Origin of the sequence: Vibrio sp. 1151_11, assembly GCF_029478525.1 — a bacterium.
Classification (GTDB): Bacteria; Pseudomonadota; Gammaproteobacteria; order Enterobacterales; family Vibrionaceae; genus Vibrio; species Vibrio anguillarum.
Genome location: NZ_SHMN01000007.1, coordinates 25,370 through 50,031, shown reverse-complemented (window position 1 = coordinate 50,031; position 24,662 = coordinate 25,370). Strand labels below are relative to the sequence as shown.

At 46.0% G+C, this 24,662-nt stretch carries 27 protein-coding genes; 11 read left to right on the top strand and 16 right to left on the bottom strand.

Annotation, left to right across the window (positions count from 1 at the left end):
• Positions 1–63: 63 nt before the first annotated feature.
• Positions 64–906: an S-formylglutathione hydrolase gene (gene fghA, locus EXZ60_RS07380; protein WP_013857422.1), complete on the bottom strand. Its 843-nt coding sequence runs from the start codon at positions 904–906 to the stop codon at positions 64–66.
• Between the two features lie 52 nt (positions 907–958).
• Complete coding sequence (locus EXZ60_RS07375; protein WP_017045590.1) at positions 959–2,092, bottom strand: S-(hydroxymethyl)glutathione dehydrogenase/class III alcohol dehydrogenase; 1,134 nt, start codon at positions 2,090–2,092, stop codon at positions 959–961.
• 126 nt (positions 2,093–2,218) lie between these two features.
• Here EXZ60_RS07375 and EXZ60_RS07370 point away from each other — a divergent pair, with 126 nt between their 5' ends.
• A complete protein-coding gene (locus tag EXZ60_RS07370; RefSeq protein WP_017045589.1) occupies positions 2,219–3,106 on the top strand; it encodes a LysR family transcriptional regulator in 888 nt (295 codons plus the stop codon).
• 20 nt (positions 3,107–3,126) lie between these two features.
• Positions 3,127–3,642, top strand: a complete 516-nt coding sequence (tadA, locus tag EXZ60_RS07365) for a tRNA adenosine(34) deaminase TadA (protein WP_170888572.1) — start codon at positions 3,127–3,129, stop codon at positions 3,640–3,642.
• A 37-nt stretch (positions 3,643–3,679) separates the two neighbouring features.
• Here tadA and EXZ60_RS07360 read toward each other — a convergent pair whose 3' ends face one another.
• Both EXZ60_RS07360 and mltF read right to left on the bottom strand, forming a co-directional pair.
• Positions 3,680–3,814: a hypothetical protein gene (locus tag EXZ60_RS07360; RefSeq protein ID WP_254917022.1), complete on the bottom strand. Its 135-nt coding sequence runs from the start codon at positions 3,812–3,814 to the stop codon at positions 3,680–3,682.
• Positions 3,815–4,023: 209 nt separating this feature from the next.
• Complete coding sequence (gene mltF, locus EXZ60_RS07355; RefSeq protein WP_019282955.1) at positions 4,024–5,562, bottom strand: membrane-bound lytic murein transglycosylase MltF; 1,539 nt, start codon at positions 5,560–5,562, stop codon at positions 4,024–4,026.
• A 312-nt stretch (positions 5,563–5,874) separates the two neighbouring features.
• On the opposite strand from mltF, the gene purL reads away from it, so the two are divergent.
• Together purL and EXZ60_RS07345 are read left to right on the top strand one after the other, a co-directional pair.
• Entirely contained in the window at positions 5,875–9,771 is a 3,897-nt protein-coding gene (purL, locus tag EXZ60_RS07350) for a phosphoribosylformylglycinamidine synthase (protein ID WP_194663208.1), read from the top strand.
• 239 nt (positions 9,772–10,010) lie between these two features.
• Positions 10,011–10,244, top strand: a complete 234-nt coding sequence (locus EXZ60_RS07345) for a DUF3622 domain-containing protein (RefSeq protein WP_010319076.1) — start codon at positions 10,011–10,013, stop codon at positions 10,242–10,244.
• A gap of 79 nt (positions 10,245–10,323) precedes the next feature.
• On the opposite strand, the gene EXZ60_RS07340 is transcribed toward EXZ60_RS07345, so the two are convergent.
• The 5 genes from EXZ60_RS07340 to tsaA form a co-directional block, all read right to left on the bottom strand.
• Positions 10,324–10,515 (bottom strand): DUF4250 domain-containing protein, encoded by a 192-nt coding sequence (locus tag EXZ60_RS07340; RefSeq protein WP_026028975.1) that lies wholly within the window; start codon positions 10,513–10,515, stop codon positions 10,324–10,326.
• Positions 10,515–10,721, bottom strand: a complete 207-nt coding sequence (locus EXZ60_RS07335; RefSeq protein ID WP_010319078.1) for a YaeP family protein — start codon at positions 10,719–10,721, stop codon at positions 10,515–10,517. The genes EXZ60_RS07340 and EXZ60_RS07335 overlap by 1 nt, the downstream gene beginning before the upstream one ends.
• 108 nt (positions 10,722–10,829) lie before the next feature.
• Positions 10,830–11,471 (bottom strand): tellurite resistance TerB family protein, encoded by a 642-nt coding sequence (locus EXZ60_RS07330; RefSeq protein WP_013857413.1) that lies wholly within the window; start codon positions 11,469–11,471, stop codon positions 10,830–10,832.
• A 140-nt stretch (positions 11,472–11,611) separates the two neighbouring features.
• Positions 11,612–13,327: a proline--tRNA ligase gene (locus tag EXZ60_RS07325; RefSeq protein ID WP_017047972.1), complete on the bottom strand. Its 1,716-nt coding sequence runs from the start codon at positions 13,325–13,327 to the stop codon at positions 11,612–11,614.
• Positions 13,328–13,415: 88 nt separating this feature from the next.
• On the bottom strand, positions 13,416–14,111 hold the full coding sequence (gene tsaA / locus EXZ60_RS07320) for a tRNA (N6-threonylcarbamoyladenosine(37)-N6)-methyltransferase TrmO (RefSeq protein WP_047688902.1): 696 nt from the start codon (positions 14,109–14,111) through the stop codon (positions 13,416–13,418).
• A gap of 121 nt (positions 14,112–14,232) precedes the next feature.
• Between tsaA and EXZ60_RS07315 the strand changes: the two genes are divergently transcribed.
• Together EXZ60_RS07315 and ykgO are read left to right on the top strand one after the other, a co-directional pair.
• The gene (locus EXZ60_RS07315) at positions 14,233–14,487 is read left to right on the top strand and encodes a type B 50S ribosomal protein L31 (RefSeq protein ID WP_010319081.1); all 255 of its coding nucleotides are present in this window, start codon (positions 14,233–14,235) and stop codon (positions 14,485–14,487) included.
• Positions 14,488–14,490: 3 nt separating this feature from the next.
• Positions 14,491–14,616 (top strand): type B 50S ribosomal protein L36, encoded by a 126-nt coding sequence (ykgO, locus tag EXZ60_RS07310; RefSeq protein WP_010319082.1) that lies wholly within the window; start codon positions 14,491–14,493, stop codon positions 14,614–14,616.
• Positions 14,617–14,667: 51 nt separating this feature from the next.
• Here ykgO and EXZ60_RS07305 read toward each other — a convergent pair whose 3' ends face one another.
• Together EXZ60_RS07305 and EXZ60_RS07300 are read right to left on the bottom strand one after the other, a co-directional pair.
• The gene (locus EXZ60_RS07305) at positions 14,668–15,117 is read right to left on the bottom strand and encodes a YaiI/YqxD family protein (RefSeq protein WP_026027673.1); all 450 of its coding nucleotides are present in this window, start codon (positions 15,115–15,117) and stop codon (positions 14,668–14,670) included.
• A gap of 7 nt (positions 15,118–15,124) precedes the next feature.
• Entirely contained in the window at positions 15,125–15,412 is a 288-nt protein-coding gene (locus EXZ60_RS07300) for a hypothetical protein (RefSeq protein WP_013857408.1), read from the bottom strand.
• An 868-nt stretch (positions 15,413–16,280) separates the two neighbouring features.
• Here EXZ60_RS07300 and EXZ60_RS07295 point away from each other — a divergent pair.
• Positions 16,281–16,793 carry a GNAT family N-acetyltransferase gene (locus EXZ60_RS07295; RefSeq protein ID WP_013857407.1) on the top strand — a complete coding sequence of 171 codons (513 nt, stop codon included), beginning with the start codon at positions 16,281–16,283 and terminating at the stop codon, positions 16,791–16,793.
• On the opposite strand, the gene EXZ60_RS07290 is transcribed toward EXZ60_RS07295, so the two are convergent.
• Positions 16,753–17,052, bottom strand: coding sequence for a DUF3301 domain-containing protein (locus tag EXZ60_RS07290; RefSeq protein WP_017045584.1), 300 nt, complete (start codon positions 17,050–17,052; stop codon positions 16,753–16,755). The genes EXZ60_RS07295 and EXZ60_RS07290 overlap by 41 nt on opposite strands.
• An 11-nt stretch (positions 17,053–17,063) precedes the next feature.
• Complete coding sequence (locus tag EXZ60_RS07285) at positions 17,064–18,107, bottom strand: DUF3549 family protein (RefSeq protein ID WP_194663236.1); 1,044 nt, start codon at positions 18,105–18,107, stop codon at positions 17,064–17,066.
• A gap of 122 nt (positions 18,108–18,229) precedes the next feature.
• Here EXZ60_RS07285 and EXZ60_RS07280 point away from each other — a divergent pair, with 122 nt between their 5' ends.
• Entirely contained in the window at positions 18,230–18,550 is a 321-nt protein-coding gene (locus tag EXZ60_RS07280; protein WP_194663212.1) for a YqcC family protein, read from the top strand.
• Positions 18,544–19,266 carry a tRNA pseudouridine(65) synthase TruC gene (gene truC / locus EXZ60_RS07275; protein WP_064624677.1) on the top strand — a complete coding sequence of 241 codons (723 nt, stop codon included), beginning with the start codon at positions 18,544–18,546 and terminating at the stop codon, positions 19,264–19,266. Before EXZ60_RS07280 ends, truC begins: the two co-directional genes overlap by 7 nt.
• 108 nt (positions 19,267–19,374) lie before the next feature.
• Here the strand turns inward: truC and dxs are convergent, their stop codons facing one another.
• From dxs to xseB, 3 genes are all read right to left on the bottom strand, one after another.
• Positions 19,375–21,258 carry a 1-deoxy-D-xylulose-5-phosphate synthase gene (dxs, locus tag EXZ60_RS07270; RefSeq protein ID WP_017049457.1) on the bottom strand — a complete coding sequence of 628 codons (1,884 nt, stop codon included), beginning with the start codon at positions 21,256–21,258 and terminating at the stop codon, positions 19,375–19,377.
• A gap of 19 nt (positions 21,259–21,277) precedes the next feature.
• The gene (gene ispA, locus EXZ60_RS07265; protein WP_277435501.1) at positions 21,278–22,162 is read right to left on the bottom strand and encodes a (2E,6E)-farnesyl diphosphate synthase; all 885 of its coding nucleotides are present in this window, start codon (positions 22,160–22,162) and stop codon (positions 21,278–21,280) included.
• Positions 22,163–22,310: 148 nt separating this feature from the next.
• On the bottom strand, positions 22,311–22,553 hold the full coding sequence (gene xseB, locus EXZ60_RS07260) for an exodeoxyribonuclease VII small subunit (RefSeq protein WP_010319093.1): 243 nt from the start codon (positions 22,551–22,553) through the stop codon (positions 22,311–22,313).
• Positions 22,554–22,906: 353 nt separating this feature from the next.
• Between xseB and pomA the strand changes: the two genes are divergently transcribed.
• Both pomA and EXZ60_RS07250 read left to right on the top strand, forming a co-directional pair.
• Positions 22,907–23,671, top strand: a complete 765-nt coding sequence (gene pomA / locus EXZ60_RS07255; protein WP_013857399.1) for a flagellar motor protein PomA — start codon at positions 22,907–22,909, stop codon at positions 23,669–23,671.
• Positions 23,672–23,682: 11 nt separating this feature from the next.
• The gene (locus EXZ60_RS07250; RefSeq protein WP_017044193.1) at positions 23,683–24,627 is read left to right on the top strand and encodes a flagellar motor protein MotB; all 945 of its coding nucleotides are present in this window, start codon (positions 23,683–23,685) and stop codon (positions 24,625–24,627) included.
• The last annotated feature ends 35 nt before the right edge of the window (positions 24,628–24,662 follow it).

Here is a 24,662-nt window from a genome sequence, read left to right as displayed (position 1 = left end):
CGTTAACGTTATTTATCGAGTCTGAATTAAAAGCCCGCGAGTGTATCGCGGGCTTTTTCAATCTCATTTGTGCAGATGTTGCGCGTGAAATGCTAAGTGATCATCAATGAAACTTTGAATGAAAAAATAACTGTGATCGTAACCTTTATGCATTCTTAACGAGAGTGGGCTATTGCTCGCTTGTGCAGCGGCGAGTAAGCGTTCAGGTTTAAGCTGTTCGTGTAAAAACGGGTCTTCCTCTCCTTGGTCAACCAAAATGGGTAAGGATGATGAGTGAGTAGTGAGCAATTCAACCGCATCGTATTGTTTCCAATCTTGCTGGTTATTACCAAGGTAGTGGCGAAATGCTTTTTGCCCCCAAGGGCAGTGTATTGGGTTGCTTATCGGGCTAAAGGCTGAAATCGAGCGATAGCGTTGAGGGTTTTTCAATCCGATGGTTAACGCACCATGGCCACCCATACTGTGTCCTGCAATCGCTCGCTGTTGGTTTACGGGAAAATGTTGCTCTATTAAGGCTGGAAGTTCTTGCACAATGTAGCTGTACATTTGGTAGTGCTTATCCCAAGGCGCTTGAGTTGCGTTGAGGTAAAATCCTGCGCCAAGGCCAAAATCATACGCTCCTTGCGGGTCGTCAGGAACACCTTCACCTCTTGGGCTGGTATCGGCGGCAACAATCGCGATACCGAGCTTAGCCGCGCTTTGAAATGCGCCAGCTTTTTGCATGAAGTTTTCATCGCTGCATGTTAAGCCGGATAACCAATACAACACCGGAACCGATTGATAGGCCGCTTGAGGTGGAAGATAAATAGCAAAACGCATACTGCACCCTAGTACTTGTGATGAGTGCGTGTACTGTTTATGCCAGCCTTCAAATACTTTGGCTTGGCTAATGTTTTCAATGTGCATAGCAAGTTTCCCCCACCCAGCCCTTTAAGAAAAAAGGGCTGGTTATTAAAGCTTATTGGTCAAAATGAATCACAGAACGAATACTTTCACCTTTATGCATTAAATCAAAGGCTTGGTTTATATCCTCTAAACCCATGGTATGGGTAATAAACTCTTGCAAACCAAATTCGCCCGCCAGATAGCGCTCGACAATGTGTGGCAGTTCCGAGCGGCCTTTTACGCCGCCAAATGCACTACCACGCCATACTCGGCCCGTCACCAATTGGAAAGGGCGAGTTGATATTTCTTGGCCCGCGCCAGCCACACCAATAATGACCGATTCTCCCCAGCCTTTATGGCAGCATTCTAACGCTTGGCGCATTACATTGACGTTACCGATGCACTCAAAAGAAAAATCAACACCGCCATCAGTCATCTCAATAATCACTTCTTGGATTGGCTTAGTCAGAGTTTTCGGGTTCAGGCAGTCCGTTGCACCAAGCTGAGTAGCAAGCTCAAACTTACTCTCATTGATATCAATGCCAATAATACGGCTGGCACCGGCCATTCTTGCGCCAATAATGGCGGAAAGCCCGATGCCGCCTAGGCCAAAGATGGCCACAGTATCACCTTGTTTAACTTTGGCTGTATTGAGCACCGCGCCCATGCCCGTTGTGACACCACAACCGAGCAAGCAGACCTCTTCTAATGGCGCCGCTTTATTGACCTTAGCCAAGGAAATTTCTGGCAACACGGTATACTCAGAAAAGGTGGAGCAACCCATATAGTGGAAAATGGGTTGGCCGTCTTTATAGAAACGTGTAGTGCCATCAGGCATTAATCCTTTTCCTTGCGTTTCACGTACTGCTTGGCACAGGTTAGTTTTACCTGATTTACAGAATTTGCATTCACCACACTCTGCGGTGTACAAGGGAATGACATGATCTCCTACCTCGACGCTGGTTACCCCTTCACCAATCCTCTCAACGATACCGCCGCCTTCGTGGCCGAGGATAACCGGGAAAATCCCTTCAGGGTCTTCACCAGATAGCGTAAAGGCATCGGTATGACAAACGCCGCTCGCAATAATACGCACCAACACTTCGCCTTTTTGGGGCAACATAACGTCAACCTCCTCGACTTTTAGTGGTTGATTTGGCCCCCACGCAATCGCCGCGCGAGATTTAATGAATTGATGTGATGACATAAGATTTTCCTTTGCACATTACTTGAAGTTTCAAGTGAGTTGGGGAGAGTGACAGTATATTCCCTTCTTGAAATTTAATAATCGGTCTAAAATAAGAATCACTTTTACTTATCAGTAATAATTAAGATGGCGAGTTGGGAAGGCATTCATGAATTTGTTGCGGTGGCTGAAACTGGAAGTTTTACCGCAGCAGCGCATAAACTATCGACATCAGTAGCGAATGTCAGCCGACGTATTGCGCTATTAGAAGAGCGTTTGGCGGTAAAGTTGTTGCAACGTACCACGCGGCGAGTCTCCCTGACCGAAGCGGGTCAACTCTATTATCATCAGTGTCGGCAATTGGTTGAAGGCTTAGCGCAGGCTGATCTTGCTGTCACGCAGATGCAGCAAACGCCGTCAGGTTTACTGAAAGTGACCGCTCCGGTGACTTATGGTGAGCAGAAAGTCGCGCCTTTGCTGCATGAGTTTTTACAGTTACATCCTCAATTGGAGTTGGAACTGATACTCACTAACCAAAAATTGGATCTGATTGCTGAAGGAATTGATGTCGCCGTACGATTAGGGCAGTTGGATGATTCGAGTTTTATTGGCAAAAAGTTATCCAACCGACAACTGTTTGTCTGCGCTAGCCCTGACTATTTGGTGAAATATGGCACCCCCTATTCATTGTCAGAGTTGGTTCATCACCAATGTTTACAAGGTACTATGAACTATTGGCGATTTAAGGATCAGCAACGCTCTCGTGAAATCGGTGTTAAAGGAAAAATTAAATGCAACAGCGGTGTGGCGTTATTGAATGCCGCGTTGCAAGGGATTGGAATCGTACAATTGCCCGACTATTATGTAGAGCCGTATTTGCTCTCGGGTGAGTTGCAAGAAGTGTTGCATCAGTACCGAGATGATCGTGAAGGTGTATGGGCCTTATACCCACAAAATCGCCATTTGTCCTCAAAAGTTAGGCTGCTGGTGGATTTTCTGGCAGAACGGCTATCGTCCGCTAACGGCAAAGGCTAGTGAAAGAGAAAATAGGATATATGAATACACAGTTTACCGTTCAAGATCAAAAGTTTATGCGCCGAGCCATCGCGCTTGCCAATCTTGCAGAACAAGCAGGTGAAGTGCCTGTGGGCGCTGTGCTTGTTAAAGATGGCGAAATCATTGCTGAAGGTTGGAATGCCTCTATTGGTCAACATGATGCGACAGCGCACGCTGAAATTCAGGCTTTGCGTCAAGCAGGTCAACGGTTACAAAATTATCGTTTGCTAGATACTACCTTATACGTCACTTTAGAGCCCTGTCCAATGTGCGCAGGCGCACTGCTGCATAGCCGAGTCAAAAGGATTGTCTTTGGCGCTCCAGATCTCAAAGCTGGGGCGGCCGGTACGGTGCTGAATTTATTTGAAAGCCAAGCCTCCTATCATTACGCGACGGTCGATAAAGGATTGTTAGAAGAGGAGTGTCGGGAGCAACTGCAATCTTTTTTTAGACGAAGACGCGCAGAGATACAGGCGGAAAAACAGCGGAATAAGCAACAGAGTGATGGGCTTTAGCAAACATCCACTTTGAGTAGATGTTTGCCGCTGAAGGTTAAGCAGAGATTAATTGCATAAATGCACGGTTACGCCAGATAATTTTCTTTTTATTATTGGATAACATACGTTTACGACGGTTCGCTGCCACCGTTTTATTAAGGTGTTTTGATAGCTTTTTACGTTTAAGCATAAACAACCTCCTACTGCTGAGTTTTGACAATGATCCCTAATGGTTTAGGGTGCCTTATGACAATCTTAATCTGCCTTTATAGTGCAGGATTGTTACCATAATATGAAACTTAGGGAACGATCTTTTTCACGTTTTGATGTATGGGCTGCACACTTGGAAATCAAGTGTGCAATTTTTGTTCAACGTGGAAGATTTAGCTATTGTTATGCTTATTGAGCTATGGGGTCGAGATACTGATTATCCTGCGCCTCATCGGCCGATTCCATAGCTTCTAACGCGGCTTCCTCCTCCTCAATACTGATCACAACCAAATCATCAGTACCTGAACTATTGTCTATCTGCTTTTGTTGATCAACATGGCCAATAATGCTTTGATAATAGCGACGAATATTTTCAACGTAGGCCTTGGCTTCGTCACCTCGCGCGTAGCCATATCGAGTCTGGCTGAAGTATTTCTTTTGTCTCAGTTGAGGGAGGCGTTCTTTGACTTCAGTCCATGAATCAGGGTTCGCACCTTGTTGCTTGGTTAAGCGTCTTGCATCCATCATATGCCCATAGCCGACGTTATAGGAAGCGAGAGCAAACCAAATTTTCTCATGTTCTGGGATGGAGTCTGGTATACGCTGTACCATCCGACGCAGGTATTCGACACCACCACGAATCGATTGTTCCGGATCGAGTCGATTGGCGACACCAACACTTCTTGCCGTAGGGAGAGTCAACATCATCATACCGCGGACCCCAGTGGGGGATTTAGCTAACGGATTCCAGTGAGACTCTTGATAAGCTAAGGCGGCAATCAATCGCCAATCAAACTCGTCAGAATATTGTTGGAAAAGAGGGGCCCATTTTGGTAAGCGGACATCGAGTGCTCTAATAAAGGCGCGCGTATCGACATAATCAAACGTGCCCACGTGACCAATATATTTCTCTTCCAAGGCCGCTAATTGACCAGATTGTTTAAGGTTGCCAAAAAACTCAATCATCAAGGCGTATAAGCTTTCATCTTCAGAACGACGCATATACCAAGCGATAGGCTGATCTTCAGTTAATTCAAAGGCGACGGCTAAGTCAGGGTAGATTCGCTGCGACAACGAGACTTCGACCGAATCAGCCATGGTAAATAGCAGTTCGCCATTCGAAACCTGTTTTAAAAGGTCGTTAACGTCGGCGTTATTATTCACATTGTACTGAAACTCTGGGTAGATCTGTTTAATGTCGCTGAGCGTATTTTCAAAGTGGGATTCATTCACGATAGAAAAAACGCTGTCACCTTCATGCCCAGCAATCAGTTCCGGTTGTTTTTCCAGTAATTGTTTTAAATTTCTTGGACGCCAGTTGCCTTTCTTATAGACGACTTGTTGGCTGACATAGTAATAAGCGGGCCCTGTTCTGTACTCATTCAAGCGTTGATTCGATTGACTTAACCCTGCTGCAACAACGTCGATTTCCCCATTTTTCAGTGCAGGAAAGAGACTAGACAACCGATAAGCGGGTTTCATCTCTAGTTTAACCCCAAGCTGATTGGCAAATTCGCGTGCTAGTTCGTAGTCCAGCCCTGCAGGGCCATCTGGGCCAATGTAGTAGGAGAGTTGATTGTTCAACGTACCCACTCGCAATACGCCACGTTCACGAATATGGTCAAGCTCGCTTTTAGGATCTGAATCGATTTGGCAACCGACGACAAAAAGAGTGAGTAGGAAAATGGACAATGAGCGATGAAGCTGAATCAGATAATACTTTGGCATTTATGAGCGATCTCTTACATCAATTACTGCCTTTATATCAAAGGCGGCCATATTGGCAAAGTTTCAGATCAAAAACGGATGAAAAAGTGTCGGCGACCACGCTAATGTGGCTGTATTTCAAATTTGACAAAAAAAATGACGCAAACGGTTGCTTTTGGTGTTACGTCACAAAAAGAATTCCTTTATAATGCGTTCGAAATCACGAGGTGAAATTGGTATGCATTCAGTTTTATTTTATTAACTTATTGTATTTTAATGATTTTGAATTCATTCCAATTACACCTCAACCCACTGTATAAGAGACCTAAGCACATGAGAATTTTGCGTGGCTCCCCAGCACTTTCTGAGTTTCGTGTTAACAAACTCGTTGAACTTTGTCGTGAACAGCAACTGCCTGTATCGGGTATTTACGCGGAGTTCATGCATTTTGCTGATCTCTCTGCGGATTTAGACGCTCAATCCCTTGAAAAATTAGAGAAACTACTCACTTATGGCCCAACGATTCAAGAACATGAGCCACAAGGTCTTCTTTTACTGGTCACTCCTCGCCCTGGAACCATCTCGCCTTGGTCTTCCAAAGCGACGGATATTGCGCATAACTGTGGTTTGAATGAGGTGAAGCGCTTAGAGCGAGGCACGGCTTACTACATCGAATTAGATCGCGAACTTTCTCAACCGCAACTTGTTACACTTTATTCCCTGCTGTACGACCGAATGATGGAAGTCGTGTTTACTGATTTCGAATCAGCAACCTCACTGTTTAAAGTCGCTGAACCTGCTCCCGTAGCGTACGTCGACTTGCTGAATGGCGGCCGCTCAGCGCTTGAAAAAGCAAACGTTACCCTTGGGCTTGCATTGGCTGACGATGAAATTGATTATTTGTTCGAAAGCTTCGTCACTAAGCTTGAGCGTAATCCAACCGATATCGAATTAATGATGTTTGCTCAAGCAAACTCTGAGCATTGTCGCCATAAAATCTTCAATGCCGATTGGACTATTGATGGCGTTAAGCAAGATAAATCGCTGTTTAAGATGATCAAAAACACTTATGAAGTGACTCCTGATCACGTGCTGTCTGCCTATAAAGATAATGCCGCCGTCATGGTGGGTTCAGACGTTGGGCGTTTTTTCCCTGATCCAGAGACACGCCAATATGGTTATCACCATGAAAAAGCGCATATTTTAATGAAGGTGGAAACACACAACCACCCGACGGCGATTGCTCCTTGGCCGGGCGCTTCAACGGGTTCCGGTGGTGAAATTCGTGACGAAGGTGCAACGGGTATTGGTGGAAAACCTAAAGCCGGGTTAGTCGGTTTTACTACTTCAAACTTGCGTATTCCTAATTTTGTGCAGCCTTGGGAAACGGATTTTGGTAAACCGGGGCGCATTGTCACGGCACTCGATATTATGCTGGAAGGCCCGCTCGGTGGCGCGGCTTTTAACAACGAATTTGGTCGTCCAAACTTGTTAGGTTACTTCCGTACTTACGAAGAGAAAGTTAACTCTCACGCAGGTGAAGAAGTGCGTGGTTATCACAAACCAATCATGATTGCTGGTGGGATGGGGAATATCCGCGACGAGCATGTGCAGAAAAAAGAGATCCCTGTTGGCGCGAGCTTAATTGTGCTTGGTGGTCCGGCAATGAACATTGGCCTTGGTGGGGGCGCCGCTTCTTCTATGGCATCTGGTCAATCTGCGGAAGATCTTGATTTTGCGTCGGTACAGCGTGAAAACCCAGAGATGGAACGCCGCTGCCAAGAGGTGATTGATCGCTGCTGGCAACTCGGTGAGGCGAATCCGATCGCCTTTATCCATGATGTGGGCGCTGGTGGTATCTCAAACGCATTGCCTGAGCTTGTTGATGATGGTGAACGTGGCGGTATTTTCCAACTGCGTGATGTACCTAACGATGAGCCGGGAATGAGCCCGCTTGAAATTTGGTGTAATGAATCACAAGAGCGTTACGTACTGGCTGTAGCGCCAGAAAACATGGCGCGCTTTGACGCCATTTGCCAACGTGAGCGCGCGCCTTATGCTGTTGTGGGCATTGCCACTGAAGAGCGTGAACTGAAATTGGAAGATTCACATTTCGACAATACGCCAATTGATATGCCGATGGACGTATTGCTTGGCAAAACACCTAAAATGTATCGTGATGTGAAGACGCTGAAAGTTAATAATCCAGCACTTGATCGCCGTGATATCGAATTGAACGAAGCGATTGATCGTATACTGCGTCTCCCTGCGGTTGCAGAAAAAACCTTCCTCATCACCATTGGTGACCGAACCGTCACTGGCTTGGTCGCTCGTGATCAAATGGTTGGTCCGTGGCAAGTGCCAGTAGCAAACTGCGCGGTCACTGCGGCAAGTTATGATACTTACCATGGCGAAGCGATGTCGATGGGTGAGCGCACGCCAGTTGCCTTGCTGGATTTTGGGGCATCGGCACGTTTAGCCGTGGGCGAAGCGATCACCAATATTGCCGCTACCCATATCGGTGATATCAAACACATTAAGTTGTCGGCGAACTGGATGTCACCAGCGGGTCACCCAGGTGAAGATGCTGGTTTGTATGAGGCAGTAAAAGCGGTCGGTGAAGAGCTTTGTCCTGCGCTCGGCCTGACTATCCCAGTGGGTAAAGATTCGATGTCGATGAAGACCAAATGGGATGAAAATGGCGAACAAAAAGAAGTGACCTCTCCGCTATCATTGGTGATCACGGCATTTGCTCGTGTTGAAGATGTACGTAACACCATCACCCCTCAGTTAAGAACCGATAAGGGCGAAACCTCACTGGTTTTGATTGATTTAGGTAATGGTAAGAATCGCTTGGGCGCAACGGCGTTAGCACAAGTCTACAAACAGTTGGGTGATAAACCCGCAGACGTAGATAATGCGGCGCAGCTTAAAGCCTTCTATGAAGCGATCCAAACCTTGGTCGCGAATCAGCAGATTATTGCCTATCACGATAAAGGTGACGGTGGTCTATTCGTTACTCTAGCTGAAATGGCCTTTGCTGGTCATTGTGGCGTGAAAGCCGATATCGCCGCGCTAGGTGATGATGCGTTGGCCGCGTTATTTAATGAAGAGCTGGGCGCAGTCATTCAAGTTCGTCACCACGATTTAGATACGGTGATCTCGACGCTAACGGCGCATGGTTTACAAGCGTGTTCACACGTTATCGGTCGTGTTGACGCTTCTGATGAGCTAGCCATTACCGCTGGTGAACAACCTATTGTTGTGCGTAACCGCACCGAACTTCGCACCATTTGGGCTGAAACCACGCATAAGATGCAAGCGCTGCGCGATAACCCGCAGTGCGCGGACCAAGAGTTTGCAGCAAAACAAGATAACAGTGATAAAGGCCTTAACGTCAGTTTGAGCTTTGACGTGCAACAAGATGTTGCAGCACCGTATATTGCTAAAGGCGTGAAGCCAAAAATGGCTATTTTGCGCGAGCAAGGGGTTAACTCACACGTTGAAATGGCGGCAGCGTTTGATCGCGCAGGCTTTGAAACAACCGATATACACATGAGCGACATCTTAACGGGGCAAACAGTGCTTGAAGAGTACCAAGGCCTCGTCGCATGTGGTGGGTTCTCTTATGGTGACGTATTGGGCGCGGGCGAAGGCTGGGCGAAATCAGTGCTGTTTAATGTACAAGCTCGTGAACAGTTCCAACGTTTCTTCCAACGTGAAGATACTTTCTCGCTAGGAGTGTGTAACGGCTGTCAAATGCTGTCGAATTTGAAAGAGTTAATCCCTGGTGCGGATTTATGGCCGCGTTTTGTGCGCAATGAATCAGAGCGTTTTGAAGCGCGCTTTAGCTTAGTGGAAGTGCAGCAATCTGATTCACTGTTTTTTAATGAGATGGCTGGCTCGCGCATGCCGATTGCGGTTTCGCATGGCGAAGGGCGCGTTGAAGTTCGTGATACGGCACATTTAACGGCGATTGAACAATCAGGCACCGTTGCGCTGCGTTTTGTGGATAACAACGGCCATGCCACACAGCAATATCCGAACAACCCAAATGGTTCACCAAATGCCATTACAGGCTTAACGACTCAAGATGGCCGTGTGACGATCATGATGCCGCACCCAGAGCGCGTGTTCCGTACGGTAGCGAACTCTTGGCATCCTGATTCTTGGGGTGAAAACAGCCCATGGATGCGTATGTTCCAAAATGCACGTAAGAACTTAGGGTAACTCACCTTGTCGCCAGTGAGAGAAACGACTTAGTCTTGTTATTCCAGCCGCTGCAACTCAGCGGCTTTTTTGTTTACTTTGAGGATGAATTTTTTGTAAAAAATGCAGAAAAAAATTGTGATTTGTGCTCTAATGCCGCGCTTACCAAGGGATGGTGTTCAACATCCGCCGCCATTAATATAATGGCGCGCGACAAACGTTGATGAGTAATCCCTTATTATTCCCTTAGGAAAACGAAAATGTCAGAAAGTAAAAAATTTACCATCAAAGTGACTGAAAAGCGCAATGGTTGGGCGGCGGAAATCGTACGTCAAGTGACCTCTCGCAGAAGTGTTGTTTCAAAGCGCGAAATGGGTTTTGAAAGCGAAGCACAAGCACAAGCTTGGGCGGAAAAAGAGCTCAGTGGCTTTATTGAGAACCAAGCGAAACGCAATGAGCGTAAGGCTCTGGCAAGAAAAGAGAAAAAAGCTTAGTACAAAAAATCTGAGTACTGTGCTTTAAGAACTGTTATTTGAACGAAAACCCGCTTTAAATTAGCGGGTTTTTTATGCCTTAACGAAATTGACCGATTTGCGGTAAAAACTCAAAACCTGCACTGGCTAAGCGAGCCTCTAATGCCGCCCGATCGATATCAAAGTCGTCCGCCAGCCTATCAAGATCGCCATTAAAATCATCACGTAGCTTCATATTGATGATGCTCATCAGCATGATTGGATCCATCGAGGCAAAATTGGCTAAATTCATCACTTATCCTCGAAATCAGAAATCAGCAAGTTAGCTGCCGCAAAGGCTGCTTGCTCTCGAACCGCTTTTGGCAGCGATTCGTCTGCTGCGACATCATTCAAGGTTTTGATGGCGCAGGAGATTGCTTGAGGAATATAAGCTTGATCACCACTGCCTATCTGCGCATAAAGCTCGCGCACTAATTCACAACAACCGTAAACTTGCATAGATTAAATCCTAACTAATGATAATGGCTCTCAATATACACATTACGTTTGGCAAAGACAAAATCAGAACTTGCGTTTGCGCAAGCTCTGATTGCATGTGATGAAACTTTAAGCGTTCACTTGCTGCTCTAGCGCCATGACCAGATCGTCGGCTAGCTGTAGTTGCTTAGCGAGCTCGTTCAAATACGCTTTTTCCATGAAATTTTGTTCATCGGCGATAAGTAAAGAGGCCAGATAAAGCTCACTCGCTTGTGCGGGCGTTGTGGCTAACTGTGCAATAGCTGCGGGATCGAGCGGTTTATGCAGCTCATTTTTTACCAGCTGCTGCAATTGGTTATCTGCGCCCATTTCAGAGATGGCTTGCTCAATTTTCGCCATTTCTTGTTCATCCACATGACCATCAGCTTTTGCGGCGGCAATCATCGCTTTTAGGATCAGCGTGCTGTGGCTAGCATCATTAGGGTCAAAGCTAGACTGCGGTTGAGTGGTCGTTTGTTTTGCTTGCCAGTCATTATACGCTTTATAGGCTAGTGCGCCGAGCGCCGCTGCTCCACCAATCCCTATCACTTTAGTGCCTATTTTTTTTGCTTTCTTCGAGCCCATCAACAAACCGATTAGGCCACCACCGAGTGCACCAGCTCCTAAGGTTTTGAGTTTACTTGAATCTTGTGTGATAGCGCCGAGTTGGCTTGAACCTTGTTTTACGATGTCTGAATTCAATGCTTGGTTAAGCAAACTTTTTAGATCCATAGGTCACCTCCATTAATAATGGATTAAAGAATAGATCACCGTAGATGAATCGAAGATTAATATACTTGAAAAAGCTTTTGTGGCTGGTGACAAAATAAAAAAGGTTGCCATTTAGGCAACCTTTTCAAGAGCATACTTTATTAGGCGATTTGAGCATTAATAAAGGAGACTATTTCATTCATAGCGACGGCCGACTTCTCACCACTGCGGCGATGTTTATATTCGAAGTTGCCCTCATCCATACTGCGATCGCCAATAATGATGGTATGTGGTACACCGATCAGTTCCATATCTGAGAACATTACACCCGGGCGCTCTTTACGATCATCAAATAGCACTTCAATACCAGCTGCAGTCAGTTCCGCATACAGTTTTTCAGCAGCTTGTTGGACGCGCTCTGATTTGTGCATGTTCATGGGGACAATCGCCACTTGGAAAGGTGCGATCGCGTCAGGCCAGATGATGCCGTATTTATCGTTGTTTTGTTCGATGGCTGATGCTACAACGCGTGATACACCAATGCCGTAACAACCCATCTCTAAAATGGTGTTTTTACCATTGGAATCAAGAACGCCACAGTTCATTTTCTCAGAGTAGTTAGTACCCAATTGGAAAATATGACCCACTTCGATACCGCGTTTGAGCATTAGTGTCCCTTTGCCACATGGGCTTGGGTCGCCTTCAACGACGTTACGGAGGTCTTCCACTTTCGCTAGCTCAACGTCACGGCCCCAGTTGATGCCAAAGTAGTGTTTGCCATCGATGTTGGCTCCTGCGCCAAAATCGCTCATGACGGCTACGCTGTGATCAACGATAAACGGCAATTCAAGACCAACAGGGCCAAGAGAGCCAGGGCCTGCGCCAATCAGCGCGCGAATCTCTTCTTCGCTAGCCATTTCTAGCGGAGCGGCAACTTCAGCGAGTTTCTCGGCTTTGATTTCATTGAGTTCATGATCACCACGGATAATCAGTGCCACGATAGAGGCATCGATCTCATCAGATGCTTTTACAAACAGTGTTTTAACTGTTTTCTCAATCGGTAGGCCATGCTGCTCAACCAATTCAGCGATGGTTTTGGCGTTTGGCGTATCAACCTGCGTCATCTCTTGAGTTGGCGCGGCGCGCTCAACGGCTGGCGCAATGGCTTCTGCTTTTTCGATGTTGGCGGCGTAATCCGATTCAGTTGAGAAGGCGATGATGTCTTCACCACTTTCAGCCAATACATGGAACTCATGAGAGCCGTTACCACCGATAGCGCCGGTGTCGGCTAATACTGGGCGGTAATCAAGCCCCATGCGATCGAAGGCTTTACAGTAAGCTTCGTGCATCGCTTGGTAAGATTTCTCTAAGCCTGCTTTATCAATATCAAAGCTATAGGCATCCATCATGCAGAATTCACGAGCACGCATCACACCAAAACGAGGACGTCTCTCATCACGGAATTTGGTTTGAATCTGGTACAGGTTCAGCGGCAATTGCTTGTAAGAGCTGACTTCGTTGCGTACCAAGCTGGTGATCACTTCTTCAGCAGTTGGGCTAAGCACAAACGGACGAGTATGGCGGTCAGTAAAGCGAAGTAGCTCAGGGCCCATTTTCTCAGAGCGGCCTGTCTCTTCCCACAGTTCAAACGGTTGCACAACGGGCATCAAGGTTTCGATTGCACCGGCATTGTCGATCTCTTGACGAACGATGTTTTCGACTTTACGCAGCACACGTAGACCAGTAGGCAGCCAGGTATAAAGACCTGAAGCCAGCTTACGGATCATACCTGCACGTAACATGAGCTGATGGCTCACGACTTCTGCGTCGTTTGGAGTCTCCTTCAAAGTAGAAAGAAGATATTTACTGGTACGCATTCTATGGTATCCGTTTCATGATAGTTAAAAGCGCTCTCCAATGAGAGGCTAGAATTAAGCCGCTAATAATATCAGCCAATCGGCTTTGTCAAAAGCGTTCTATTGCGGTTACTGAGACTAAGTTGTTTGCGATAGTGAATTTTACGTTCAGATCGAACAGATTTACCGCATATTCTTTATGATCGATTTTGTGTTTCTTATAGGCTGGGCGAGGGTCTTGAGCCAGAACTTGCTCTATGACGGCTTTAACCATGTCGTGATCTGCACGCGCATTCAGTGCTGTTAACGCCGCTTGGCTAAAGGTCACTGCGATCTTGTCGGGCTCGCTCTCGGCATAGCCACCGCTGGCTGTGGCTATCGAATCGGAATAGGGAATATAGGGTTTGATGTCAATGATCGGTGTGTTATCGACTAAATCTACGCTGCCTAGTTCCAAATAAACCTGATCACCTTGTTGAGTGACGCCTTTCAATTCAACGGCAGACATACCGATACCGTTAGGTCGAAACGTGGCCCGTGAAGCAAATACGCCGATCCGCTCATTTCCGCCTAAGCGCGGTGGGCGCACCGTCGGTTTCCAACCGGCATCGAGGTTTTGGTCAAACAGAAAAAGTAACCAGACATGGCTAAATTGTTCGATGCCTCGCACCGACTCTAAGCAATTAGCGTGACCGATGAGCTTGACTCTCGCGCTTGCGCTCGCCACTAAGCGAGGTTGGCGAGGAACGGCAAATTTTTCTTTATAAGGCGTTTCAATAGTGCCAATCGGAGCAATGGTGTGCATATCCGTATCCGTCTTTTTTCACGTTGGTTGAGAAAAATATCATATTTAAGCTTGCTTTTCTTCTTGGTAATGATTATTAATTGTCATGTTATAACATAACAATTTAAGTGAAGGGAAATTGATGAAAGACGGAATTCATCCGCCATACCAAAAAGTGGTTTTCCACGACACCAGTGTGGATAAGTATTTTATTGTGGGTTCAACGCTAAAAACTGATCGGACAATCGAGTGGGAAGATGGCAACACCTATCCTTATTTCACCTTAGATGTGTCGTCTGAATCGCATCCGTATTACACCGGTAAGCAGCGAGTTGTTCAAAAAGAAGGACGAGTGGCGAATTTCAATCGTCGCTTTGCTCAGTTTGGTAAGGAGTAAACTATGAAAGTATTAAGTTCATTAAAAAGCGCAAAATCACGTCATCCAGATTGTCAAATCGTCAAAAGACGCGGTCGTTTATATGTAATTTGTAAAACCAATCCAAGATTTAAGGCGGTTCAGCGCTAATGAAGAGGAACGGTTGGACAGGCTAGTGATTGTCCAACCGTCAAAATGTGGTTATTTGTTCGCTTTAGCCAAAATGCGATCCAAATGGTTGGCAAATTCGCGTCGTTCTGTTTGAGAAAGCGCACTTGGTCCGCCAGTTTGGATACCGCTTGATCGCATCGTATCCATAAAATCTCGAATATTGAGGCGTGCCTTGATGGTCTCTTTGGTATACAGCTCGCCACGAGAATTGAGCGCCAAGCCACCTTTGGTTATCACTTCATCGGCCAGCGGAATATCGGAAGTAATTACCAAATCGCCCACTTCTACCCGTTTGACGATTTCGTTATCGGCAACATCAAAACCACTGGGGACTTGCAGTGAACGAATGTTGGATCGTTGCGGAATCGGAACGACATGATTGGCCACAAAAGTACATTCAACGCCCGTCCTTTCGGCTGCGCGGACAATGGTTTCACGAATTACTTTCGGACATGCATCGGCGTCCACCCAAATTTTCATCATTCAATTACTTCTCGGTTAGTTGTGCCTCTAGGGCTGCTACTCGGGCTGACAAAGCGGCTAGTTGCGTTTCAAGTTCGGCTACCTTGTTCGCGCTATTTTCCGTACTAACGCTCACTTCTACTTTGGGAACTCGGTGTGCATTTTTCCAACTTTTGATGGTTGCAATCAAGGCTGGCATTGGCACTGAGGTGCTAAGACGTGACTTTACTAAGGCCACACTCGGTTCCTTTCCCTGTTGTTGTAAGAGAGTCAAGATGCTTTCTAGTTCTTGAGTGACATCTTTTGTGAGCATAGGTTGTCCTTTTTGTGAGTTGCTGTGATCTTACCTTTTATTTACCAAGAGCAAAAGTGGCGAAGTGTTGTAAGAGATCTCGCACATTGTTTGTAAGAAATCACAGTGTTTAACGCAGTGTTTGGTGGTGATTTTTTTATAACTATTTGTTTTTAATTAATATATCTATTTCTTTAGGTTGTTTTTTTAAAAATGATATTTTTAGGTGATTGTTTCTTAAAGCCAAACGAGTAAATTGAACCCTGTCGGAAGGATTCTGACAAGGAATTACAAAGCACCAAGGTTTGGTCTCTTCAGGAAGAAGACAAGGTTGTTCACGAAGAATAACCACGCAGGATGCTAGGACAGCGTAAGGATACAACAGTTGGCAGGATGCGAGCTGCATGGATTGGCGATGGACACCTTGTGGATAAGGCAGGACAACATCAGGATGATGTTATGGACACCGCTCAAGGAACAAGTGATGAGTATTGACCGGAGTGTTAGTACCATGGAAAGTTTGGACACCGCTAGGATGGCGATGCAGGATGAGCCGAAGAATTGGCCACTATTATGGATGATGCATGGAGCACACAATTTAGTAGCTGGACTGCTGCGAGTAAGACTTTAAGCCTCGACACATGCGTGTTGAGGCTTTTCTTATTACTTGCATTCTGGCTTTAGCGTGTTGTTGCTTCAAAAAAAGTTCATATGATAAGTGCAGCAAAATAATAACAACAAAAAAACAATCTAGATCAATTACCTCATCGTTCGGTTGGTTTAATTTTCGGCTTCTTTGCAAAAATAGAGTACCAGATTTTATCTGGGCTAAGGCGTATTGCCCTGAGCCTAGTTGAGTCTTTCGGTATTATTTTGCGGCTAACAAGGATTGTACGTGACAACCGTAACAAGAAGAACGCTTCTTCTCCCTTACACCGATTCGTTAGAGTCTGATTTTTTGATGCTTAATTGTTGCGCCAAAAATCGGGCACAGATGAATGGCCCTAAAACGGTCGCTTCAGCAAAACAGCTTTTTCAACGAGTGCTTCATGATCCTCATTTGTACGCAATGGCGGTGTTAGATAATTATAACCGCGAATACATGGGGCATTTGTTCATTGAACTTGACGAAGAGCGAGCAGAACTCGGTTTTCTTTTTGATAAATTGTATTGGGGCAAAGGCATTGCAACAGAGGCATTGAAGGCTTTTTTACCTAAAGCGGCCTACCAATTGCAACGACAAAAAATTACAGCCACTGCTAATATTGGCCACCATGCCTCTATTGCGGTACTCAAAAAACTCGGCTTTGAGCTGTTGGGTGAGAAAGAAGATGTTTTTGGCCCTTATTGGGAATTTGAGTTTACATACGATGAGGCGGCAAATGAAAAGCAGATGGCCTAAAGCCTATCATTTGTAATTCACCTTGGTAGCAGTCGTCACCTAGTGCAGAAAACTCAAACCAATAAACGGTATGCCAACGCCAGAGTCCTTCTGGCGTTTTGAATTTGTGGCGTCCAAAAGCAACGCTGATCAGCTGTAAGTCGAGTTGTTCGCATTTTCGACTGATCGCCGCTTTTGCCAATTCGGCTTGGCGACGCTGTTGCCAGAAAAGAAAGCAGCCCAAGCTGAGTAATAAAATAGCCAATAGATCGCCTAGCATAAACATTCCAGTTATTGAGTTTTGGTCGCTTTCTGTAAGCGAATTAAGGCATCGGCTAATTCGATCGAAGGGCTAGAATGCAGCAGTGGCAGCAGTACCATTCGCAGTTCTGGCAGCATCACTAAATCAGCAAAGAGCTGGTTAAAGAGGGCTTGATTGCCTGTTTGCGCCAAGCGTAATAAAAACGTTTCGGCAAGTGATGGGTTAGACAATACATGCCACGAGCGCCCTGCAATAGCAATTAATATCTCTTGATGGCTCAAGCGTGGGCTTTGCAGAATACGTTCAACCAAGGTCGCGGTGAGTGCATTATCCGCACCTGATAAGGCTCGTATTAAAGCAGAGAGTAAGAACAGATCAGGTTCGTGGCTTTCGATGTGCAACATCGCCATCTCTTGCAAACGCAGCGCCAACTTATCATTCAACTGTGCACTATGTTCGAGTGCACCCAGCAGGGCATACAAAGGCTGAGCGGGGAGGTGGTTTAATGCTTTCCTTAATAACACGCTATTTTGTTCTTTGCTTAAACGAGCACAAATATCAGTAATGCCTTGTAAGCCGACCGTCTGCCAGTTTTCCCAGCCTAAATCCCCACTAAAATAGTGTTGCGCATGCTCATAATATTGGCTTGATGGTAGGTTCAACTGGGCGCGTATTTGGCTGTGGAATACCGCCATTTTGTCGTCGCTCGGTTTAAAGGTATAAGGGTTATTGGCAAGCTTTTGCTGCTGCTCATCGCTGAGGTCTTGATGCAAACGTGATCCCATCGCTTCAAGTACAAACTTGATGAAGTTACCTATCTCAGCTTGTTTGAGTAGGCCACGTTCATCCAAAGAGAATTTAAGAAACCAGATCCAAGGTTGCTGGGTTTGGTTCCAATAGGCGATGGCAAGATGAGCATGACGCTGCAATGGATAGGGATACGGTTGCTGACCTTTTTCTACTTGAGAAAAGTGTGTATTTTCAATCGGGCAGATGCGCCTTCCTAAATCAAAGATCCGATATTGGCTACCACTATTGGTGAGCAATTGGCTAAGCGTATGAATGGTATCCATGGATAAAGTGACCTTAACTTGTGTTCTTGAATAACTATTTTTGATCAATAACTCTCTTTGAACAATAAATGGTACTCTATAGCTCATTTTCAAGGTCACTTAGCAAATTAACTTGGTGAATAATGACAGTAAGCACAGAACTTACCCACCTGTTGAAGCAACTAGAAACTCAGTTACGCAATTCTCAGCGCTGGCAATACCAGCCGCCAAGCGAAAGCGCATTGATGAGCACAGAGCCTTTCTCCATCGATACCCTCACTCCGGAGCAGTGGCTGCAGTGGATTTTCATCCCCAAAATGTTATTGGCAATTGAGCAACAAGCAGAGCTTCCTCAAGGGTTTTCGCTCACTCCCTATTTTGAAGAGGCATGGCAACATCAAGCGGAATTGGTTGAGGTGATTGCGCTGCTACGTTTGATTGATGAGGTAAGCCAACCATGTTAGAGATTCTGTATCAGGACGATGATTTGGTCGCCGTGAATAAACCCGCAGGAATGCTGGTGCATCGATCATGGCTAGATAAACACGAAACGCAATTTGTGATGCAAACGCTGCGCGATCAAATTGGCCAGCATGTGTTTCCCCTACATCGATTAGATAGGCCAACTTCTGGCGTGCTTGTGTTTGCGCTCTCCAGTGAAGTGGCGGCGCAAATGATGCCGATGTTTGCCAACCATCAAATGGAAAAAACGTACCATGCGATTGTGCGTGGTTGGATTGAACAAGGGGATGTGCTTGATTACCCACTCAAAATCGAGCTAGATAAAATTGCCGATAAGTTTGCCAAACAAGATAAAGAAGCCCAAGAAGCGATCACAGCTTATCAACCATTAGCGACAGTAGAAGTGCCGTATTCAACCGGGCGTTTCCCAACCAGCCGCTACTGTTTGGTGGAAATGAAACCGCAAACGGGCCGTAAACATCAGTTGCGTCGTCATATGCACCATTTGAGTCACCCGATTATTGGTGATACCACTCATGGTGATGGCAAGCACAACCGCCTATTTCGCGATCATTATGACGCGCAGCGTCTGATGCTCCATGCCTCTGAATTACGTTTTACTCATCCGTTTACTGGCCAAACATTAGTGCTTAAAGCTGGTTTTGATGAGGTATGGCAACGGCTGTTTACTCAGTTTGAGTGGAGCCAGCCGATATAAAAACAAAACCCTCGCGATGCGAGGGTTTTGAGTATTGGGATGTAACTGAAAGTGATGTGGTTCATAAAAACCTTCAGTTCATAAAACCGACAGCTTATAAAACTCTCGCTACTTTGCTAAATATTCTTGAATGGAACGCTCGATGCCTTTGGCATCTAAACCTAATTCTGCATGCAGCTCTTCTTGTGTGCCTTGAGCGATGAATTGATCAGGCAAACCTAGATTGAGTACCGGTTTTAGGATTTTCTCTTTCATCATCAATTCAATGACACCAGCACCCGCACCACCTGCAATCGCATTCTCTTCCAAGGTCACTAGCACATCATGTTGCGCAGCCAGTTGGCGAATGAGTGTTTCATCAAGGGGCTTAACAAATCGCATGTCAGCCACTGTTGCATTTAGCTTATCGGCTGCTTCAAGCGCGTTTGGTAGGAAAGTGCCAAAGTTGAGGATCGCGATTTTTTCATTCGCGATAGCCGTGTCACATTGGCGCATAATGCGTCCTTTGCCAATCTCTAACGCACTAAATTGGGTTTGGATTTCGACTCCCATGCCATTGCCACGAGGATAACGCACTGCGCTTGGCCCTGTGTGTTTATGGCCAGTATAGAGCATTTGTCGGCACTCATTTTCATCGGCGGGTGCCATGATCACCATGTTGGGAATGCAGCGCATGAAGCTTAAATCAAACGCACCTTGATGAGTTTGGCCATCAGCTCCGACTAACCCTGCACGGTCAATGGCAAACATAACCGGTAAATTCATGATGGCAACATCGTGGATCAGTTGATCATAACCCCGTTGTAAAAAGGTTGAGTAGATCGCCACTATCGGATGATCTCCCGCAATCGCCATACCTGTCGCAAGGGTGACGGCATGTTGCTCAGCAATCGCCACATCAAAATATTGTTGTGGGAACTCTTTTGAAAAGCGAACCATGCCAGAGCCTTCACGCATCGCGGGTGTAATCGCCATTAATTTTGGATCTTGCGCGGCCATGTCGCATAAAAAATCGCCAAAGATTTTAGAAAAAGTAGGTTTAGCATTGCTGCTTTTTGGCAGGCTAGTGTGGCTCGGGTCAAATTTAGGAACGCCATGGTAACCAATCGGATCTTTTTCGGCGGGCTCATAACCTTTGCCTTTTTTGGTCATGATGTGCAAAAACTGCGGGCCTTTGAGCTCGCGCATGTTGCGTAATGTCTTGATAAGTTCAATCACATCATGGCCATCGACTGGGCCGATATAGTTAAATCCAAGCTCTTCAAACAAGGTGCCGGGTACGACCATACCTTTCAAGTGCTCTTCTGTGCGGCGTACCAGCTCTTTAATAGGCGGTATGCCAGAGAGCACTTTTTTGCCCCCTTCACGGATCGAGGTATAAAGGCTACCGGAAAGCAGTTGCGCTAAATGGTTATTCAGTGCGCCCACGTTTTCAGAGATCGACATTTCGTTGTCGTTGAGCACGACTAACATATCCGGATGAACGTCGCCAGCATGGTTCATTGCTTCAAAGGCCATGCCTGCGGTGATAGCACCATCACCAATCACGCCCACCACTTTGCGATTTTTCCCTTCTTTACCTGCACTGATCGCCATCCCTAAGGCGGCACTGATTGAGGTGGACGAGTGACCAACAGAGAGCGTGTCATATTCACTTTCTTCGCGCCAAGGAAAAGGGTGAAGACCATCTTTTTGACGAATGGTCGACATTTTCTCGCGGCGACCAGTTAATATTTTGTGCGGGTAAGCTTGGTGGCCTACATCCCAAATCAGCTGATCGAAAGGGGTGTTATAGACGTAGTGTAGGGCAACCGTTAATTCAACCGTGCCTAAGCCTGACGCAAGGTGGCCACTCGACTGACTGACGGAATTAAGAAGGTAGTTTCTTAATTCATCACACAACGTTGGCAGAACCTCTTTCGGCAGACTGCGCAGTTCATCGGGTGTATTTGCTAAAGCCAGTGTTGGGTATTTTGAAATATCAAGAGTCATAATTTTGCGCGCTTATAGTTTAGTTCTTGCGCTCGACGACGTATCGGGCGAACTCTTCGAGTGATTCTGTATTGTAGGGTATTGCTTCCAAGGCTTGAAGAGCTTCCTGTAACAGACTTTGTGCTTTATCAATAGCACCTTGTAACCCTAGCAGCGCTGGGTAGGTACTTTTATTGAGTTGTTGATCCGAGCCTTGAGGTTTACCTAATGTATCGGTATCGCTAACGATATCCAAAATATCATCTTGAACTTGGAATGCGAGACCAACGGCATCGGCATAGCGATCCAATTGTGGTAGTACCGCAAGCCCTTTTTCACCAGCCGCAAGCGCACCTAAACGGATTGCACAACGCATCAAGGCTCCCGTTTTATTGCGATGGATCTCTTCTAATTCCTGCACTGAGACCAGACGATTTTCTGCTTGCAGATCCAACGCTTGCCCTATACACATACCTTGAGCACCGGAAGCTTGAGCCAACATTTGGACCATCTTAATGCGGTTGACTTGCGCATGTTCGGCGAGTTGACCTTCTGCCAAAATAGTAAAGGCCAGTGTTTGCAGGGCATCGCCCGCTAAAATCGCGATGGCTTCGTCAAATTCGATGTGACAAGTGGCTTTACCGCGACGCAATTCATCGTCGTCCATCGCGGGAAGGTCATCGTGGATCAATGAGTAAGCATGAATACATTCTATTGCGCAGGCTGGGGTATCGAGTTCATCTGGCGTACAACCAAGCATTTGCCCTGTGATATACACCAAATAAGGTCGAGCTCTTTTGCCGCCAAGTAACAAACCGTAGCGCATCGCGTCAATCAACGGTTGTTTTTGGTGCGGTAAACGGCCTAACCAAAGGTTTAATTGGTCAATATTTCTTTGCTGATAGGAGCTCAGAGCCTCAATCATAGGGCACTCTTTCTACTAAGTTGTGGTATCTACTAGGTTACGATCGACCGTTTCCCTGTGACTTAATTGACAGGTTCATGTCACATAGCGAGCGATGAGATCGATAAATATGAGTCAGTAATAAGTATGTATCAGTAATACGTGCCTATTACTCAGGTAGTTCAGTAAAGTCAGAGAGTGGCGCGTCATCGCTCGCACTGAGCAAAATACTGACTCGCTGTTCCGCTTCACTTAACTTACTTTGTCCAGCACGAGCAAGGGATATTCCGCGCTCGAATTTTTTTAGCGCATCATCTAAGGCTAAATCGCCATTTTCTAGCTGTTCCACTAAGCTATCAAGTTCTTCGATTGTCGCTTCGAAGGACATATTTTCAGGTTTCTTGCTCGCCATAATCTTTTTATCTTGGTAAATATGCACGAAAGTTACCTTAGGGCGTAGTGATGGTCAAATTTAACCAACGATTTTTGTCTGAAAAGTCCCTCTTTTGGAACTGTCACTATCACAAATAATAAAAATAATAATACGATACTTAGCAACCAGACCGATATTTACTGAAATAGTGACGGTGACTCAGAATCTTGGCCATATCAGTGTGCTGGCAACAGTGCATCTTTGCTCAGTTTAGGTATAAACTGAATAGAGAGAATTTCGGTATGATCCAATAATTTACTTAAAGATTTGAATCTATTGCCGATAACGAGTTTAAACTCATTATCGCGTGTAAGCAGCATGAGGAGTGCTTTGTGGATTTAGCAACGCTGATAGGCCTGATCGGAGGCCTCGCTTTCGTTATCATGGCGATGATTTTAGGCGGAAGCCTAATGATGTTCTTCGACGTCACATCCATCTTGATCGTAGTGGGTGGGTCAATGTTTGTTGTATTGATGAAGTTCACGATGGGACAATTCTTCGGTGCAGCCAAGGTGGCAGGTAAGGCATTTATGTTCAAATCCGATGAACCTGAAGATTTGATCGCGAAAATTGTAGAAATGGCTGATGCGGCGCGGAAAGGTGGTTTTCTTGCATTAGAAGAGATGGAAATTACCAATAGCTTCATGCAAAAGGGGATTGATTTGCTGGTGGATGGCCATGATGCTGACGTGGTGCGTTCTGCGTTGCAAAAAGACATTGTATTGACTGATGAGCGTCATTCACAGGGAACTGGCGTATTTCGTGCTTTTGGTGACGTAGCGCCAGCGATGGGCATGATCGGTACTTTGGTGGGCTTGGTTGCCATGCTGTCTAACATGGATGACCCTAAATCAATTGGTCCTGCCATGGCCGTTGCCTTATTAACTACCTTGTACGGCGCTGTTCTCTCGAACATGATTTTTTTCCCGATTGCAGACAAACTCGCTTTGCGCCGAGATCAAGAAAAGCTTAACCGCCGTTTAATCATGGATGGCGTTCTGGCCATTCAGGATGGACAAAACCCACGGGTCATTGATAGTTATCTGAAAAACTACCTCAATGAAGGCAAGCGTGTTTTAGATGTTGATAGCGAATAACGGAGCCTGTAATGGATGATGAAGAAGGTTGTAAATGCCCACCTCCCGGCTTGCCGTTGTGGATGGGAACCTTTGCCGATTTAATGTCGCTGTTGATGTGTTTCTTCGTACTGCTGCTCTCTTTTTCCGAGATGGACGTACTGAAGTTTAAACAGATAGCAGGCTCGATGAAGTTTGCTTTTGGTGTGCAAAATCGTTTGGAAGTGAAAGACATTCCTAAAGGGACAAGCATCATTGCACAAGAGTTTCGCCCAGGCCGCCCCGAGCCGACACCGATTGATGTCATCATGCAACAAACCATTGATATCACGCAGCAGACACTTGAGTTTCAAGAAGGGGATTCAGATCGAGCGGGTGGTGTTCAGCGTGAAGAAGGTCAATTGACGGGGGGGCAATCCCCTGAAACTTCAACGCAGAATAACCAAAATACTCAATCGGAAATGCAACAACAGCAAGCGGAATCTATGTCGCAAGAGATGGAAATTGTTGAGCAGGACATCAAAAAGGCGTTAGCAAGAGAAATCGAACAAGGCGCTATTGAAGTTGAAAACTTAGGTCAGCAATTGGTGATCCGTATTCGTGAAAAAGGTGCGTTTCCCGAAGGTTCTGCATTTCTACAACCTAAGTTTCGTCCATTGGTTCGTCAAATTGCCGATCTGGTTAAAGATGTGCCGGGCATTGTGCGTATTTCTGGCCATACCGATAATCAAAGTGTCGATTCTGAATTGTATCGCTCAAACTGGGATCTTTCGGCTCAACGAGCGGTTTCTGTGGCGCAAGAGATGGAAAAGGTTCGTGGGTTTTCTCATCAACGACTCAGGGTGCGTGGTATGGCCGATACCGACCCAGTCGGCTCTAACGATACGGAAAGTGAACGTTCACGCAACCGCCGAGTAGAAATCAGTATCATGCAAGGTGAACCGCTGTACAGTGATGAAGTTCCATCCGTTCAGTAAGTTACGTTGGATTATGTAAAAACACATAGACGAGC

Excerpts from the sequence above, each read along its gene's own strand:
- fghA (WP_013857422.1), bottom strand. The coding sequence starts at position 906 with ATGCACATTGAAAACATTAGCCAAGCCAAAGTATTTGAAGGCTGGCAT.
- EXZ60_RS07375 (WP_017045590.1), bottom strand. The coding sequence starts at position 2,092 with ATGTCATCACATCAATTCATTAAATCTCGCGCGGCGATTGCGTGGGGG.
- EXZ60_RS07370 (WP_017045589.1), top strand. The coding sequence starts at position 2,219 with ATGGCGAGTTGGGAAGGCATTCATGAATTTGTTGCGGTGGCTGAAACT.
- tadA (WP_170888572.1), top strand. The coding sequence starts at position 3,127 with ATGAATACACAGTTTACCGTTCAAGATCAAAAGTTTATGCGCCGAGCC.
- EXZ60_RS07360 (WP_254917022.1), bottom strand. The coding sequence starts at position 3,814 with ATGCTTAAACGTAAAAAGCTATCAAAACACCTTAATAAAACGGTGGCA.
- mltF (WP_019282955.1), bottom strand. The coding sequence starts at position 5,562 with ATGCCAAAGTATTATCTGATTCAGCTTCATCGCTCATTGTCCATTTTC.
- purL (WP_194663208.1), top strand. The coding sequence starts at position 5,875 with ATGAGAATTTTGCGTGGCTCCCCAGCACTTTCTGAGTTTCGTGTTAAC.
- EXZ60_RS07345 (WP_010319076.1), top strand. The coding sequence starts at position 10,011 with ATGTCAGAAAGTAAAAAATTTACCATCAAAGTGACTGAAAAGCGCAAT.
- EXZ60_RS07340 (WP_026028975.1), bottom strand. The coding sequence starts at position 10,515 with ATGAATTTAGCCAATTTTGCCTCGATGGATCCAATCATGCTGATGAGC.
- EXZ60_RS07335 (WP_010319078.1), bottom strand. The coding sequence starts at position 10,721 with ATGCAAGTTTACGGTTGTTGTGAATTAGTGCGCGAGCTTTATGCGCAG.
- EXZ60_RS07330 (WP_013857413.1), bottom strand. The coding sequence starts at position 11,471 with ATGGATCTAAAAAGTTTGCTTAACCAAGCATTGAATTCAGACATCGTA.
- EXZ60_RS07325 (WP_017047972.1), bottom strand. The coding sequence starts at position 13,327 with ATGCGTACCAGTAAATATCTTCTTTCTACTTTGAAGGAGACTCCAAAC.
- tsaA (WP_047688902.1), bottom strand. The coding sequence starts at position 14,111 with ATGCACACCATTGCTCCGATTGGCACTATTGAAACGCCTTATAAAGAA.
- EXZ60_RS07315 (WP_010319081.1), top strand. The coding sequence starts at position 14,233 with ATGAAAGACGGAATTCATCCGCCATACCAAAAAGTGGTTTTCCACGAC.
- ykgO (WP_010319082.1), top strand. The coding sequence starts at position 14,491 with ATGAAAGTATTAAGTTCATTAAAAAGCGCAAAATCACGTCATCCAGAT.
- EXZ60_RS07305 (WP_026027673.1), bottom strand. The coding sequence starts at position 15,117 with ATGAAAATTTGGGTGGACGCCGATGCATGTCCGAAAGTAATTCGTGAA.
- EXZ60_RS07300 (WP_013857408.1), bottom strand. The coding sequence starts at position 15,412 with ATGCTCACAAAAGATGTCACTCAAGAACTAGAAAGCATCTTGACTCTC.
- EXZ60_RS07290 (WP_017045584.1), bottom strand. The coding sequence starts at position 17,052 with ATGCTAGGCGATCTATTGGCTATTTTATTACTCAGCTTGGGCTGCTTT.
- EXZ60_RS07285 (WP_194663236.1), bottom strand. The coding sequence starts at position 18,107 with ATGGATACCATTCATACGCTTAGCCAATTGCTCACCAATAGTGGTAGC.
- EXZ60_RS07280 (WP_194663212.1), top strand. The coding sequence starts at position 18,230 with ATGACAGTAAGCACAGAACTTACCCACCTGTTGAAGCAACTAGAAACT.
- truC (WP_064624677.1), top strand. The coding sequence starts at position 18,544 with ATGTTAGAGATTCTGTATCAGGACGATGATTTGGTCGCCGTGAATAAA.
- dxs (WP_017049457.1), bottom strand. The coding sequence starts at position 21,258 with ATGACTCTTGATATTTCAAAATACCCAACACTGGCTTTAGCAAATACA.
- ispA (WP_277435501.1), bottom strand. The coding sequence starts at position 22,162 with ATGATTGAGGCTCTGAGCTCCTATCAGCAAAGAAATATTGACCAATTA.
- xseB (WP_010319093.1), bottom strand. The coding sequence starts at position 22,553 with ATGGCGAGCAAGAAACCTGAAAATATGTCCTTCGAAGCGACAATCGAA.
- EXZ60_RS07250 (WP_017044193.1), top strand. The coding sequence starts at position 23,683 with ATGGATGATGAAGAAGGTTGTAAATGCCCACCTCCCGGCTTGCCGTTG.